The organism is Micromonospora sp. NBC_00898, assembly GCF_045207895.1.
In the GTDB taxonomy this organism is placed as follows: domain Bacteria; phylum Actinomycetota; class Actinomycetes; order Mycobacteriales; family Micromonosporaceae; genus Micromonospora.
In genome coordinates this window covers 1,507,168-1,521,200 of record NZ_CP108775.1, presented here as the reverse complement: position 1 = coordinate 1,521,200, position 14,033 = coordinate 1,507,168, and the positions used below count along the sequence as shown (strand labels likewise).

17 protein-coding genes are annotated in these 14,033 nt (G+C 76.3%); 5 read left to right on the top strand and 12 right to left on the bottom strand.

Features of this window, described 5'->3' with window-relative positions:
• Positions 1-24 precede the first annotated feature (24 nt).
• From OG799_RS07310 to OG799_RS07285, 6 genes are all read right to left on the bottom strand, one after another.
• Positions 25-1,473: a serine/threonine-protein kinase gene (locus tag OG799_RS07310; protein WP_406044290.1), complete on the bottom strand. Its 1,449-nt coding sequence runs from the start codon at positions 1,471-1,473 to the stop codon at positions 25-27.
• A gap of 135 nt (positions 1,474-1,608) precedes the next feature.
• Positions 1,609-1,812: a hypothetical protein gene (locus tag OG799_RS07305; RefSeq protein WP_406044289.1), complete on the bottom strand. Its 204-nt coding sequence runs from the start codon at positions 1,810-1,812 to the stop codon at positions 1,609-1,611.
• Positions 1,813-1,823: 11 nt separating this feature from the next.
• Positions 1,824-2,879, bottom strand: a complete 1,056-nt coding sequence (locus tag OG799_RS07300; protein WP_406044288.1) for a LacI family DNA-binding transcriptional regulator — start codon at positions 2,877-2,879, stop codon at positions 1,824-1,826.
• Positions 2,880-3,018: 139 nt separating this feature from the next.
• Entirely contained in the window at positions 3,019-3,186 is a 168-nt protein-coding gene (locus OG799_RS07295) for an SAM-dependent methyltransferase (RefSeq protein ID WP_406044287.1), read from the bottom strand.
• A gap of 117 nt (positions 3,187-3,303) precedes the next feature.
• Entirely contained in the window at positions 3,304-4,185 is an 882-nt protein-coding gene (locus OG799_RS07290) for a helix-turn-helix domain-containing protein (protein ID WP_406046227.1), read from the bottom strand.
• Positions 4,186-4,323: 138 nt separating this feature from the next.
• On the bottom strand, positions 4,324-4,572 hold the full coding sequence (locus tag OG799_RS07285) for a DUF397 domain-containing protein (protein WP_406044286.1): 249 nt from the start codon (positions 4,570-4,572) through the stop codon (positions 4,324-4,326).
• 266 nt (positions 4,573-4,838) lie between these two features.
• Between OG799_RS07285 and OG799_RS07280 the strand changes: the two genes are divergently transcribed.
• A complete protein-coding gene (locus OG799_RS07280) occupies positions 4,839-5,489 on the top strand; it encodes a GGDEF domain-containing protein (protein WP_406044285.1) in 651 nt (216 codons plus the stop codon).
• Positions 5,490-5,517: 28 nt separating this feature from the next.
• On the opposite strand, the gene OG799_RS07275 is transcribed toward OG799_RS07280, so the two are convergent.
• Positions 5,518-6,531: a phosphotransferase enzyme family protein gene (locus OG799_RS07275; protein WP_406044284.1), complete on the bottom strand. Its 1,014-nt coding sequence runs from the start codon at positions 6,529-6,531 to the stop codon at positions 5,518-5,520.
• Positions 6,532-6,567: 36 nt separating this feature from the next.
• Positions 6,568-7,062, bottom strand: a complete 495-nt coding sequence (locus OG799_RS07270) for a type II toxin-antitoxin system PemK/MazF family toxin (RefSeq protein WP_406044283.1) — start codon at positions 7,060-7,062, stop codon at positions 6,568-6,570.
• Between the two features lie 94 nt (positions 7,063-7,156).
• On the opposite strand from OG799_RS07270, the gene OG799_RS07265 reads away from it, so the two are divergent.
• Positions 7,157-7,759 (top strand): DUF4291 domain-containing protein, encoded by a 603-nt coding sequence (locus OG799_RS07265; RefSeq protein ID WP_406044282.1) that lies wholly within the window; start codon positions 7,157-7,159, stop codon positions 7,757-7,759.
• A gap of 27 nt (positions 7,760-7,786) precedes the next feature.
• On the opposite strand, the gene OG799_RS07260 is transcribed toward OG799_RS07265, so the two are convergent.
• Positions 7,787-8,527, bottom strand: coding sequence for a class I SAM-dependent methyltransferase (locus OG799_RS07260; RefSeq protein WP_406044281.1), 741 nt, complete (start codon positions 8,525-8,527; stop codon positions 7,787-7,789).
• Between the two features lie 45 nt (positions 8,528-8,572).
• Here OG799_RS07260 and OG799_RS07255 point away from each other — a divergent pair, with 45 nt between their 5' ends.
• The gene (locus tag OG799_RS07255; protein WP_406044280.1) at positions 8,573-9,091 is read left to right on the top strand and encodes an NUDIX hydrolase; all 519 of its coding nucleotides are present in this window, start codon (positions 8,573-8,575) and stop codon (positions 9,089-9,091) included.
• Positions 9,092-9,166: 75 nt separating this feature from the next.
• A complete protein-coding gene (locus tag OG799_RS07250; RefSeq protein WP_406044279.1) occupies positions 9,167-10,393 on the top strand; it encodes a hypothetical protein in 1,227 nt (408 codons plus the stop codon).
• A 15-nt stretch (positions 10,394-10,408) separates the two neighbouring features.
• Here OG799_RS07250 and OG799_RS07245 read toward each other — a convergent pair whose 3' ends face one another.
• On the bottom strand, positions 10,409-10,807 hold the full coding sequence (locus OG799_RS07245) for a DUF2267 domain-containing protein (protein WP_406044278.1): 399 nt from the start codon (positions 10,805-10,807) through the stop codon (positions 10,409-10,411).
• Positions 10,808-10,887: 80 nt separating this feature from the next.
• The gene (locus OG799_RS07240; protein WP_406044277.1) at positions 10,888-12,150 is read right to left on the bottom strand and encodes an MFS transporter; all 1,263 of its coding nucleotides are present in this window, start codon (positions 12,148-12,150) and stop codon (positions 10,888-10,890) included.
• A gap of 99 nt (positions 12,151-12,249) precedes the next feature.
• On the opposite strand from OG799_RS07240, the gene OG799_RS07235 reads away from it, so the two are divergent.
• On the top strand, positions 12,250-13,563 hold the full coding sequence (locus OG799_RS07235) for a PLP-dependent aminotransferase family protein (RefSeq protein WP_406044276.1): 1,314 nt from the start codon (positions 12,250-12,252) through the stop codon (positions 13,561-13,563).
• A 3-nt stretch (positions 13,564-13,566) separates the two neighbouring features.
• On the opposite strand, the gene OG799_RS07230 is transcribed toward OG799_RS07235, so the two are convergent.
• The gene (locus OG799_RS07230; RefSeq protein ID WP_406044275.1) at positions 13,567-13,965 is read right to left on the bottom strand and encodes an NUDIX domain-containing protein; all 399 of its coding nucleotides are present in this window, start codon (positions 13,963-13,965) and stop codon (positions 13,567-13,569) included.
• Positions 13,966-14,033 lie beyond the last annotated feature (68 nt).

Sequence of the window (14,033 nt, the reverse complement as noted above, 5' to 3'; positions counted from 1 at the left end):
GTGGGCCGGCAGGGCTGCGCCGGCTCAGCCCTCGTTGCCCCGGCCACCCCGCAGTTGCGCGTACACGGTCAGCAGGTTCTGCAGCCGGCCGGCGGTGTCGGTGCCGATCCGTCCGTCGTCCGCCGCCTCGGCGACCCGTTCGCGCAGCTCGGCGACCCGCCTGGCGCGGTCCTTGGGCTTGCCCCGGTCCAGCTCGGCAGCCTTCTCCCGCAGGTCGTCGGCGGTCTTCGGGTCGATCTCGCCGCGGGCCTCCGCGTCGGCGAGCACGTCGGCGAATGCCGCCGCGAGCTGGCGCAGGGTGACCGGCGCCGGCGGGGTGCTGGCGGTGGAGGGCGCCGAGCTGGCCGGCTCGGGCGGGCTGGACGAATCTGCGGTGGACTGCTCGAGCGGCGTCCCGGTGGTCCGGTCGGCGGCCGGCGGGGTCCCCGACCCGTCGCTGAGCGCGAGCGTGCCGACCAGCCCGAGCAGCAGCGCGACACCGGCGGCGATCAGCACGCCGAGCAGCCGGTTCGACCGGGCCGGCTGCCGTTGCGGGACCGCGGGTGGCACCGGGCGGACGGCGGCCGGCCGCTCGATCAGGGTCCGCGGGTGCTCCGGCCGGGTCACCGTGGGCAGGATCGCGGTCGGCGGGTCGGCCGGCTGGCCGGCGCCGAGCCGGGTGGCGAGCTGGGTAGCGGTGGGCCGGCGGGCCGGGTCCAGCGACAGGCAGGCCAGGGTGAGGTCGGCGATGTCGGCGGGCAGCCCGGGGACGCGCAGCGGCGGGACCGGGGGGCGCCGGGCCTGCACGTCGAGCACGTCGTCCCAGGTCTGCACGGGCAGCGGGGCCCGCCCGGTGAGGGTGCGGTAGAGCAGCGCGCCGAGGGCGTAGACGTCGCTGGCCGGGTTGGCCGGGCCGGGCGTCATCCGCTCGGGGGCGAAGTAGGCGGGGGTGCCCATCATCAGCTCGCCGGTCTGGCCGGCGAGCGGGTGGCGGGGCCCGGCCAGGGTGGCGATGCCGAAGTCGAGCACCTTGGCGCCGGTCTCGGTGAGCATCACGTTGCCGGGCTTGACGTCCCGGTGCACCACGCCGATCCGGTGCGCGGCGGCGAGGGCGGCGGCGACCTGGCCGGCCACCCGGACGGCCTCCGGCCAGGCGAGCGGGCCGGCGGTCAGCCGGTCGGCCAGGGTGTGCCCCGCCACGAGCTCCATCACCAGGTACGGCACCACCGACCCGTCGGGCAGGGTCGCCTCGCCGTAGTCGTACACCTGGGTGACGTTCGGATGGGTGAGCCGGGCCGCGGCCCGGGCTTCGCGCTGGATGGTGGCGCGCAGCTGCGGGTCGGCGGCGAGTTGCGTCGCGAGGGCCTTGACCGCGACGGAGCGGTGCAGCACCTCGTCGTCGGCGCGCCACACCTCGGACATCCCGCCGAGGCCGATGCGCTCGCGCAGGACGTACCGATCGTGCAGCCGCAGCGTGGGCGTGAACGGCGACATGGTGCCCCAGTCTGCCTGGCGATCGCCGCCGCCCCCAACCCGGTGCCCGGTTCGGCACCGGGTGGCCCCTGGTGGGGTGATCCGGGGGGCGCCCGGGTGGCCCCGACCACCCGGGCGCGCCGGCGGTGACGGGACTCAGGAGCAGGCGGGCGGCACCGGTGCCGGCCGGGGCTCCATCAGGTCGGCGAGCCGGCGCAGCACACCTGCGGCGGCCAGTCGGGTGGGTGCCAGCCGGGCCGGGCGGGGGCGGTCGGGGCGGACCGGCGCGTCGGGCCGGGCCGAGTTGACGTGTCGGGTCACGGCCTCGACGGCGAGGACGTAACCGGTGGGCTGTTCCATGGTCAGCTCCTTCAGGCGGGACCGGCGGAGGTGCGGATGACGAGGTCGGTGCGGAGCAGGACGTGGCCGGCGGCCGGGTCGGCGGGCGGCTCCAGGAGGAGTTCGGCGGCGATCCGCCCCTTCTCCTCGGCCGGCTGCCGGACGGTGGTGAGCCCGGCCGCGGCGGCTTCGGCGATGTCGTCGAAGCCGGTGACGGAGACGGGGTGCGGAAGGTGCCGACCGGCCTCGGCGAGCGCGTCGAGCACGCCGAGGGCGAGCACGTCGGAGCAGGCCAGCACGGCGGTGGGCGGGGCGTCGCCGGCGAGGGTCGCGGCCACGGCGGCGGTGCCGGCGGCGCGGGTGTTGCCGGTGGCGTTCAGCACGGTGAGCGTGGACCAGTCGACGCCGAGCGTCGCGAACGCGTCGGCGAAGCCGGCGAGCCGGCCCCGGGTTGTGGGGTGCGGGGCGTCCGCCGGGCCGGCCAGCCGCAGCGGTCCGGGCGGGGCGTCGGGGAGCACGGTGTCGCCGAGGAGGGCCACCCGCCGGTGGCCGAGGGCGGCGACGTGCTCGGCGACGGTGCGGGCGGCAGCGCGCTCGTCGATGCCGACGTATCGGTGCGCCGGGTCGGCTTCTGCGGGGACGGCGGTGGTGACGTAGGGCAGTGCCCGGCCACGGATGGCGTCGAGCGCCCACTCCTCGTCGCCCGCGCAGTAGACGCAGAAGCCGTCGACGGCGGCGTTCTCCACGGCAGCACGCGCGAGCGCCGGGTCGGCGGGCAGCGGGACCAGCAGCAGGGCGGCGCCGTGCCGTTCGGCCGCCCCGCTGAGCCCGGCCAGGAAGCGCACGGCGAAGGGGTCGGTGAAGGCGTAGGACAGCTGGGAGGTGAAGAGCACGCCGATCGCGCCGACGAAGCCCCGGCGCAGCGACCGGGCGGTCGGGTTGGGTCCGGGGTAGCCGAGCTGCCGTGCGGCGTCGAGGATCCGGCGCCGGAGGGCGGCGGAGAGCTGGTCGGGGCGGCTGTAGGCGTTGGAGACGGTGCTGCGGGACACGCCCACGGCCTTCGCCACGTCCTGCAGGGTCGGTTTCACCGCGACGCCTCTCTGGATCGATTCAGATCTGGATCGATCCAGAGATTACCCCCACGCGTCGGAGACGGTCAATGCCGTGCCGGAAAGAAGCTCGACCCGGCCGGTGGGCACCGGCCGGGTCGGGTGGAATCGTGCGGGATCAGGGCTTGCGGGCGACCCCGCCGTACATGCTGACCTCGACGACCGACGGTCGCGGCTGCGGCTCGGCCGCGGCGCGCCATTCGGCCACCGAGCGGACGCCGGGCTCGATCAGCTCCAGCCCGTCGAAGAAACGGGTGAATTCGTTCAGGCCCCGCAGGTTGATCACCCCGTGCGGGCCGCCTCCCCGGCCTACGCGCCACGCCGCCCGTGGCGTCCGTCCACTCTCGCCGTTTCGTTACTCAGGGTAGTGCCCGGCCGGGCCCGCCCGGCGGCCCGGGACGGGTCAGCGCGGGTACAGCTCGTCGGCGATGCGGCGGAGCAGCTCGGGGGTCCGCTCCGGCGGCGCGGCCTCCACGCAGAGCCGCTCCATGGCGAGCGCGTAGTAGTCGAGGTCCTCTCGCTTGTCCAGGTAGATCGCGCTGGTCAACTGTTCGATGTAGACGATGTCCGGAAGGTCCTGGTCGCCGAAGCGCAGGATGGTGAAGGCGCCCCCGGCGGCGGCGTGCCCGCCGGCGTCGAAGGGCACGATCTGGAGCCGGACGTGCGGCGAGGCGGTCGCCTCGACCAGCGCGTCCAACTGCGCGCGCATCACCTCCGGCCCGCCGATCGGCCGGCGCAGGGCGGCCTCGTCGACGACCGCCCAGAGCTGGGGAGGCCGCGTCCGGCGCAGCAGTTCCTGGCGCTCCACGCGCAGGCTCACCCGCCGGTCGATCTCCGCGGGTGTGGCGCCGCGGTGGCCGAGCAGGATGACCGCGCGAGCGTACTCGGGGGTCTGCAGCAGGCCCGGGGCGAACTGGACCTCGTACGTCCGGATCAGCGCGGCGGCGGCCTCCAGCCCCAGGTAGGACTGGAACCACGCGGGCAACACGTCGCCGTACCGGTGCCACCAGCCGGGGCTGTTCGCGTCCCGGGCCAGCTTGAGCAGCGCCGTGCGCTCGTCGGCCGCGGCGACGCCGTAGAGGGTGAGCAGGTCGGCGACGTCGCGCTCCTTGAAGCCGACCCGGCCGAGCTCCATCCGGCTGATCTTCGACTCAGAGGACCGGATCTCCCAGCCGGCGCCCTCGCGGGTGACCCCGGCGCCCTCGCGCAGCCGTCGCAGCTGCGCCCCGAGCAGCATGCGCAGCACGGTCGGACCGGTGGCCGGTCCGTCCCCGCCGGGAACCATCGTCACGTGGTCGTCCTTCGCATGCCGAGGCTCGCCGACCGGACGCCCCGTCCGGCCGACGTGTAAGCATGCCATGGACCGTCAGTGAGGTGAACTCCTCCGGACGGCCGATCAGTGCCGCCGCCGGGACGCGGGGGATCAGGCGGGTCCGGCGATCAGATGGTCGAAGTCGCCGTCCCGGGCGCCGAGCACGAACGCGGTGATCTCGTCCACTGTGTAGATCAGCGCCGGGCCCTCCGGGTGCCGGGAGTTGCGCATGGCGATGCCGGCGCCGTCCGGCAGCTCGGCGAGCTCGACGCAGTTTCCGCTGGGATTGCTGCGGCGACTCTTCTGCCACCGCAGCGGCGGCAGTTGACTGGTGGGTACGCCGTTCTGGGGCTGCTGCATGGCGTGTCTTTCTGTGCAAGAGCCAGCCGATGCCGCGGGAGGAGCGGTGGTGGCGACGGGGCGGTGTGTCCACAGAGGATCGTGATGCACGTGCATCTGCTATTGCATCTGCATTGGACAGCGAGCATGATACTGCACGTGCGGTGTACCCGTCCGTTCACTTTGGGTTACCTCGCGCCCCGTGCCGACCAGCGGAAACACGGCTTCGGGACGCGCGGCCGAGGCACCGCCACGGGGAGAGCGACGGCTGCGGCGAGGGAGGGTTCGTGCCGGATCCGATGACCGTCGCGTCCGGTATTTCCGCCGCCGGCGCCCTGGTGTCCGCCTGGCAGCTCCGCCGCCGGGCAATGCGCGCCGAAGCGGAGATCGAGCTCCTCCAGGCCGAGTTGGCGGCCGAGCGGCACGCAGCCAGCCACGACCCGCTGACCGGGCTGCCCAACCGGCGCGCCTTCTACCGGCTCGCCGCGACCCTGCTCACCGGAGCCGCCGGCAACCCGCTGATCGCCGTGGTCCTCGACCTCGACGACTTCAAGCAGGTCAACGACCGGTACGGCCACGCCGCCGGCGACCAGGTGCTGATCAGCGTGGCCCAGCGGCTCGCCGCCTTCGCCGGAGACAACCTGGTCGCCCGGCTCGGTGGCGACGAGTTCGCCGGGCTGCTCACCAGCCCGACGGTGGACCGGCGGTGGATCGAGCACGCCTCCCGGCGGCTCTGCGAGGCCCTCGCCGCACCCATCCCGCTGGGCAGCCGCACCGTGCAGGTGACCGCGTCCGTCGGGCTCGCCCCGGTGCACGGGCCAACCCAGCTCGCCGAGGCGCTCTGCCGCGCCGACGCGGCGATGTACCAGGCGAAGAGCGTGGCCGCGGCCCGGCCGGCCCGGCAACTGGTGGACACCCCGCACCTCGCGGAATGCTGACCGGCCGAGCCGAGTGCTGACCGGATGATCAGTCCCAGCGGCCGAGGTCGCGCAGCGCCTCGCGGGCCAGGCTGACCAGCCCCACCGGGGACAACAGCCCGTCCACGATCGCCAGCGCGCGGACCCGCGCGGCCTCCGGCCGGTCCGGGTCGGCCACGTCCCGGGCCCAGCTCCAGATGTCGTCCAGCGCCCGCACCCCCAGGTGGTACGCCAGCCGCAGCGGATCGGGGTCCATCGGGCCGTAGCCGGCGAAGAAGGCCGCCTGATCGGCCGGGGTCACCGGCGCGAACGCCAGCACGCCCCCGCGCACGAACATCAGGTCGCGTTCCCGGGGCGCGAGCACCGCGTCGTCCCAGTCGATCAGCCAGACCCGCCCGTCCGGTTCGAGCAGCAGGTTGCCCAGGTGCGGGTCACCGTGGCAGACCACCAGCTCCGCCGGCTGGTCCCGCAACTGCGCGCCGAGCCGGCCCACCCGGTCGAGCAGCGTCGACACGTCGTCCGCGGCCGCCCGCCAGCGGGCCGCCACCTCCCGGGTCCACCGGTCCGCCGCGTCGCCCACGGCCCGCAGCCGGCGGTCCGTGGCCCGGGTGGCCGCGCCGACCGCCGCGTGGGTGTGGTCCTCCCGGGGCAGCAACGCCGCCAGTTCGTCGGTGGGCGCGACGTCGTGGGTCGCGGCCAGCACCTCGCCGTACGCGTGCCAGTGGGCCGCGGTCATCCCGCCGGCGAGCGCCCGGTCGGCGGAGAGCCACGGCACCACGGAGAGACGGCGTCCCTCGTGGACTCCGCAGAGCCGACCGTCCCGGGTGGTCAGCGGCGCGGCGATGCCCGGCACGCCCTGCCCGGCGAGGTGGGCCGTGACGAGCAGCCCCGCCGGGGTGCCACCGCCGCTCAGCTTGACCGCCCACTGGGCGCCGTCGGCGGTGGTGGCCCGCCACAGCTGCGCCGCGTCGTCCGCGCCGTACGGCACCGGCTCGGCGGCGACGAGGACGAGACCGAAGTCCGCCCGCAGCCAGTCGGCCAGCCGGTCGTCCACCGCGGTCATCGCGTCACCCTGCACCCCGGCCCGTACGCCCGGAGATCAGCGCCAGCCGTAGCCGGCGCGCAGGGCCTGGCCCACCCGGTCGAAGCGGGGCCGGTCCAGCACCGCGCCCTCGCGCCGGATGCTGTCCTCCCGCACGGTGAGGACCCGGTCGAGGCGTACCCAGCTCGGGCGGTTGTCCCGGTCCCAGGCGCCCGGCCCGAGCCCCAGCCAGTGTCGCTGGCCGTCCCGCTCGCTCTGGCTGGACAGCATCAGCCCGAACAGCGTCCGGCTCTGCCGGCCCACCACCAGCACCGGGCGGTCCTTGCCCTGGCGGGGGTCGTCCTCGTACGGGACCCAGGTCCAGACGATCTCCCCCGGGTCGGCCTGCCCGTCCAGCTCCGGGGCGTACGCGAGCTGGCGGCGCTGCAGCGCGGCCACCTGACGGCGCCGCGCGACCTGGGCCGGGATCTGGCCCGGCGTCCGGGCCGGTGTCGCCGTGCCTCCGGTCATCCGGCCGAGCCGCGCCGCCACATTCCTCAACAGACCTGCCACGGCCGGCAGCCTATCCCCCGGGCCGGCGGCCCGCGCGGGGCCGCCGGGCGAAACGCGGTGGAGGTACGGCGGAGGCGTCGGCGACCATCGCCGGATGACCGTTCCCGCCCGGCAGATCCGGGCCACCTTTGCCGCCGACAGCATCACCGTCTACCAGGCTTACCCGCCGGAGATCGTCGAGGCGGCGCTGGCCGCCGGCCGGTTCGTGCCGCCCTTCAAGCGGGAGCGGATGACCTGGATCAAGCCGTCGTTCCGCTGGATGATGTACCGGTGCGGCTGGGCGCGGAAACCCGCGCAGGAGCGGGTGCTGGCCGTGGAGATCACCCGAGCCGGCTTCGAGTGGGCGCTGGCGCACGCCTGCGCGAGCAGCTTCGACCCCCGGCTGCACGCGGACCGGGCGGCCTGGAGCCGGCGGCTGCGGGCCAGCCCGGTCCGGATCCAGTGGGACCCGGAACGCTCGCTGCGCCTGGCGCCGCTGCCGCACCGCTCGCTCCAGGTCGGCCTCTCCGGCGAGGCGGTGCACCGGTACGTCGACGAGTGGCTGGTCCGGCTGACCGACGTGACCCCGGCCGCGCGGGCCGCCCGGGACCGGCTGACCGCCGGCGACGACGCCGGGGCGACTGCGCTGCTGCCGGTGGAGCGCCCGTACCCGCTCCCGGCCGACGTGGCCCGGGTGGTCGACGCCAGTCCGGACTGAGGTCGGCTCCAGTCCGGACTGCACCGGTCAGGCCGGGCGGCGGGCCAGGACCAGGGTGGTCCGCAGGTCCAGCACGACCGTCCCGCCGAAGCCGTCGACCGTCGCGCCGACCGCCGACAGCACCCGCTCCCGCAGCTCCGGCGGCCGTTTCAGCTGCGGGGAGAACGTGCTGACCAGCGCCTGGTACGCCGCGGTGTCCAGCGGCACGGCGCGGCGGAAGGGCACCAGCCGGACGTCGGTGAAGTGGCCGCTGCCGGCGATGTCGGCGTGGAACCAGTCGTCCTGAGGGTCCCGGTGGGGCGACGGGTCCGCCGACTCGAACGCCGCCCGGATCGCGGCGCCCTGCGCCGGGTCGACGTAGTCGTAGCGGTGCCCGAAGACGGCCAGGGTGCCGCCCGGGGCCAACGCGTCGGACGCCCGGCGGTTGCGGGTGTCCGGGTCCAGCCAGTGCCAGGCCAGCGCGCAGGCCAGCGCCGGCACCCCGCCCGGCGGGGGCGTCCACTCCTCGAAGGCCGCCACCACCACCTCGACCTCGGGGAAGCGGGCCGTCAGCCGCTCGGCCATCCGGCGATCCGGCTCCACACAGGTCATCGGCGCGCCCAACCCGACCAGGACCTCGGTGGCCCGACCCGTGCCGGCGCCCACCTCGACCAACCGGGTGGGAACCCCGCCGTGGTACGCACGGATCGCCTCGGCGACCTCCCCCGGGTAACCCGGGCGCGCCTGGTCGTAGTTGTCGGCCACCTCACCGAAGAGCATGACCGCCATCGTGACAGGGTGGACGCGAACGTGTGACCCGTTGGGGAGGCAAGCATGACCGACGAACTGCCCCGAGACCTGCCGGTCCTGGAGCGCCGCGCGGTCCGGGTGGTGGTGCTCGACGCCGATGAGCGGGTGCTGCTGTTCCACACCCGCGACCCCGACCACCCCCGGCTCGGCACCTGGTGGGAGCTGCCCGGCGGTGGTCTCGACCCGGGCGAGACGTACCTCGACGCGGCGGTGCGGGAGCTGCGCGAGGAGACCGGCATCCGGGTCGGTCCGGACCAGGTCGGCGCGCCCGGCTGGCGGCGCCGGGCCAGCTTCGTCCACCGCCAGCTGCGGCACGTGCAGGACGAGGTGGTGGTGCCGGTCCGGCTGCCCGGGCCCGGGCCGGCGGTAGACGAGGCCGACCGGCTCGACTACGAGCTGGAGGACTACTTCGGCTTCCGCTGGTGGCCGGCCGCCGAGGTCGTGGCCAGCGCGGAGCGCTTCTATCCGGGGCGGCTGCCGGCGCTGCTCACCCCGTTCCTGGCCGGCGAGGAGATCGACGAGCCGTTCGAGCTCTGGTCCTGACCGGCCCGGTGGGCGTGCCGAACTGACCGGCCCGGTGGGCGTGCCGAAAGGGCGGGCGGTGGGCAGAGTGGAGCCATGACGAGCCTCCAGGAGCCCCTCGCCCGGTACGCCGAACGCCTGCACGCCGCCGCCGACCCCGACCACCACGTCGCCTCCCCGCTCGGCGCGTGGCTGCTGCTGGCGCTCTGCGGACCGGCGGCGGCCGGTGCCGAGCGGGACGAGTTGGCGGACGTGCTCGGCATGGACCCGCCGGCCGCCGCCACGACCGCGGCCGCCCTGTTGGCCGAGCCGCACCCGCTGGTGCCCGCCGCGACCGCCGTCTGGCACCGCGCCGGATACGAGCCCGCCGGGCTGGCCGACTGGTACGCCGGCCTGCCGCCGCGGACCGCGACCGGTCCACTGCCGCCGCAGGAGGCGCTGGACGACTGGGCGCGCGAGCACACCCTCGGGCTGATCGACCGGTTCCCGCTGCGGGTCACGCCGCAGGTGGTGCTGGCCCTGGCCAGCGCGCTGGCCACCCGGATCTCCTGGGCGGAGCCGTTCGACCTGACCCCTGCCGCGGCCCTCGGGGCGGCCAGCGGCTGGGCCGGCACGCTCACCCGGGTGCTGCGCTCCCCCGAGCGCGGCCACCGGTCGTGGATCGCCGGCACGGACCGGGCCGGCGAGGTGATCGTGCACATGGCGACGGCCCAGCCGGCGGCCACGGAGGAGGGCCGGGCAGGTCTCGCCGTGGTGTCGGTGGCGGCCGCACCTGAGGTGGCTCCCGGTGACGTACTGGCCGCCGCGTACCGGCTCGGCGCGGCGGCGGTGGCCGGGGCCGAGCCGGGCCGGCGGTCGCTGTTCGATCTGCCGCTGGGCGAGACCCCACTGTGGAGGGTGCGCGAGGAGCGGGTACGCACCCGGGCCCAGGGCGGTCGGGAGGAGCGCCACACGGCGGTGCTGCCCTGCTGGTCCACGCGGAGCGAGCACGATCTCACCATCGGCGGGCTGGGCTTCCCGGCGGCGATCAGAGCGGTGGCGGGCGACGCGCAGGCCGAGGCCCGGCAGGCGGCGCTGGCCCGGTTCGGCCGGTACGGCTTCGAGGCGGCCGCGGTGACCGGCGCCTTCGCCCTGGTCAGCCTGCCGCCGGAGGGGGTGGCCCGGACCGCCGAGCTGCGCTTCGGCCACCCGTACGCGGTGGTCGCGATGGCCACGGACGAGCGGCGGGGCGGAGTGGGCCCGTGGCACGGGGTGCCGGTGTTCTCCGCGTGGGTGGCCGAGCCGGAGGAGCCGTCGGCGGCGGACCTGGCCGGCCCGCCCTGACGGTGCCCCGCCCCGTCAGCCGCCGTACGGCGGTCGGGGGATCGGGTCGACCATCGCGTCGAAACCCTTCGGCAGCTGGGCCACCAGGTCGTGGAACTCGCCGACGGTGACGGCCTCACGCAGGGTGGTCAGCACCGCCCACGCGCCCACCTCGGCGACGGCGGGGTCCACCGCGGCCCGGTTGGCCACCCGGTACAGGAACTCCACTGCGCCGCCGGTCTGGCCACCGTCACCGCCCGGGGCGGCGAGGTAGGCGCTCAGCTCGTCCGGCAACTGCGCGGCGAGGTCGTCCGCCTCGTCCCCGGTCACCCGCTCGGCGAGGGTCTGCAGGGTGGCCCGGGTGATCGTGGCGGCCTGCTCGATGGGCAGCTCGGACCGGCGGGAGACCGCCTCGACGAATCGGGGAAACCGCACGCCGCCCTCCTGTCGTCGCCGGCCGCAGCGCCGGAACCGGTCACGCGGTTACCCCCGGCCGGCGTTGCCAAACGGTCGCCTCACCGCCCGGCGGGCACGGCCCCCGTCGGGACCGGCCGTCGGTCCGGGGCGGGGATCTCGACGGTCCACCAGACCGGCGACCAGCGGACGAGCAGCGCCGCCGCGGCCATGCCCACCGAGGCCGCGGCGAGGTACGCCGGCGCGCCCAGCAGAGCGGTCAGCGCCCCGCCGAGGGCAGCGCCGAGCGGCATCGTCCCCCAGATGAAGAACCGGCTGGTGGCGGTCATCCGGGACAGCAGCTCGCCGGGCGTGGCGGCCTGCCGCAGGCTGACCGCGTTGACGTTGTAGAGCCCGCTGGCGAAGGCGCTCACCGCCAGGCCCGCGCCGATCCAGAGCGGGTGCGGCAGCAGCACCAGCGCCGCGCCGGCCTGGAGCACCGCCGCCCCGGCGATCGCCCGCCCGACGCCGAGGCGGGACCGGGCCCAGCCGGCGACCGCCGCGCCGAGCAGGTACCCGACGTTGGCGCCGGCGATCAGCAGCCCCACCGTCACGGCGGGCAGGCGCAGCTCGCGGATCGCGTACACCAGCAGCATGGCGAGGAAGCCGGCGTGCCAGAGGTTGGTCAGGCCGGAGCAGAGGGTCAACGCCCGGACCACCGGGTCACGGAGCACGAAACGCACCCCGCCGACGGCGTCCCGCCACACGCCGCCCGCGACGGCGGCTTGCTGCGGGGCCAGCCTGGGGGTGCCGGCGAGGAAGAGCGCCGAGGCGACGAAGCTGGCCACGTCGACGAGCAGGGCGACCGGCGCGCCGAGCGCGCCGACCAGGACGCCGGCGAGGCCGGGGCCGGCGGTCTGCCCGACCGCCCGGGTCGCCTCGAGGCGGGCGTTGGCGTCGGCCAGCCGGCCGGGCGGCGCGACCGCCGGGACCGCCGCGAAGTAGGCCACGTCGAAGAGCACCGTGGCGCAGCCGGCCAGCAACGCCACCGCCACCAGGTGGGCGAGGGTGAGCAGCCGGGCCGCCCAGGCCAGCGGCACGGTGGACAGCAGCAGGGCGCGGGCCAGGTCGGCGCCGACCAGCACCGCGCGGCGGGGCAGGCGGTCGACGATCGCGCCGGCCGGGATGCCCAGCAGCAGGTACGGCAGGGTGGTGGCGGCGGTCAGCGCGGCGACCCCGGTCGGCCCGGCGCCGAGCGCGGTCAGCGCGGCCAGGGGCAGCGCCACCGTGGTGACGTGGGTGCCCACGGTGCTCACCGCGTCGGAGAGCCAGAGCCGGCGGAAGGTGGCGTGCCGCCACAGGGCGGCGGTGGTGGTGACGGTCATGCGGGCAGCGTCGAACGACGTACCCGGAAAGGCCGGCGACCCGATTGTCACGGTGACAATCCGACGGCGACCGGGCCGCGCGGCGGCTAGATTGTCACGGTGACAATCTGGGAGCCCGCGGGGCTGTCCGGGACCGGGCCCCGCTACCTGGCCCTCGCCGACGCGATCGGCGCGGACATCGCCGCCGGCCGGCTCACCGTCGGCGACCGGCTGCCGGCGCAGCGGGAGCTGGCCCGGCGGCTCGGCGTCACGATCGCCACCGTCGGCCGCGCCTACCAGGTCGCCGCCCGGCGCGGACTGGTCACCGGCGAGGTCGGCCGGGGCACCTTCGTCGCCCCGGCCCCCGCCGCCACCGCGCCCGCCGCCGCACCGGTGCTCGACGTCGCCACCGTGCACCCGCCCGGGCACGGGCCGGTGCACCGGGCGGTCGCGCCGATCCTGCACCGGATCGCCGCCGACCCCCTGGCCGTCGGCGCGGAGGACGCCGACGCCGTCCGGCACCGGATCGCCGGCGCCCGGTGGATGGCCCACGGCGGCTGGCGCCCCGCCCCGGACGAGGTCGAGGTGACCGCCGGCGGCCAGCACGCGCTCGCCGCCGCGCTGGCCGCGCTCGCCCAGCCCCGGCATGTGGTGGTCACCACCGAGCTGACCAACCCGGGCCTGCTCGCCGCCGCGCGGCTGCTCCGGATCGAGCTGGCCACCGTGCCGAGCGACGCGGCCGGGGCCCGCCCGGACGCCATCGACCGGCTCTGCGCCCGCCGCCGGGTGACCGCGCTGCACCTGCACCCCACCCTGCACAACCCGACCGGGCTGACCATGCCGGCCGCGCGCCGCCGGGAGATCGCCGCCGTCGCCGCCGGCCACGACCTGACCGTCATCGAGGAGGATCCGTTCGGCGCACTGCTGCCCGACCGGCCGCCGCCGGTCGCCGCGTGGCATCCCCGTACGGTCCACCTCACCGGCATCACCAAGACGCTCGCCCCGGGCCTGCGGATCGGCTACCGGTACGCCCCGCCGGGGCTCGCCGAACCGCTGCGGGCCGCCGCCCGGGCGCTGGCCTGGGCGCCCGCGCCGCTGGTGGCCGAGGTGGCCACCCAGCTCGTGCTGGCCGGGGCGGCGCACCAACTCGCCGCCGCCCGCTCCGCCGAGCTGGCCGGACGCGCCGCGCTGGCCCACGAGCTGCTCGGCGACCGGGTCGCCGCCACCGGGCCGGCGCCCTTCGCCTGGGTCCGCCTCGGCCACGCCGCCGACGCGGTGACCGCGCTGGCTCGCCGCCGGGGCGTCGCAGTCACCGGCACCGACGAGTTCGCCGCCCGGCGCGGGGCCGCGCCCGGCCTGCGGGTCAGCCTCAGCGCCGACGACGCGACGGTACGCGCCGCGCTGCGCGCCCTGGCCCGGCTGCTGCCCGGCTGACCGTCAGCGCAGCGTGCCCTCGGCCCGCAGGTGGTCGAAGATGACCTGGTCCACCGGGGAGACCCGGGGCCGGTCGGCGTGGTCGAGCCAGGCCAGTTCCTCGATCTCGCTCTCCGGTCGCAGCTCACCCTGGTAATCGGCTGCGTAGCAGGTCATCCGGACCACCGTGCCGGCGGCGTGCCCGTGCGCCTGGGCGGTGAACGTGCCGACGTGGACGGCCGACTCCCGGTCCACCGCCACGCCCAGCTCCTCGGCGATCTCGCGGGCCAGGGTGTCCAGGTCGGACTCGCCGGCCTCCCGCTTGCCGCCGGGCAGGTACCAGACGTCCTTGCCGCGTGAGCGGGTGCTGAGGACGCGGCCGTCCTGCACGCGGATCCAGGCCACCTTGTCGATCTCCGGCACGGCACTCCTCATTTCGGCTGGGGCGGCCACTGTAACCGGGGTCGCGCGGCCCGGACCGCCGCCACCTG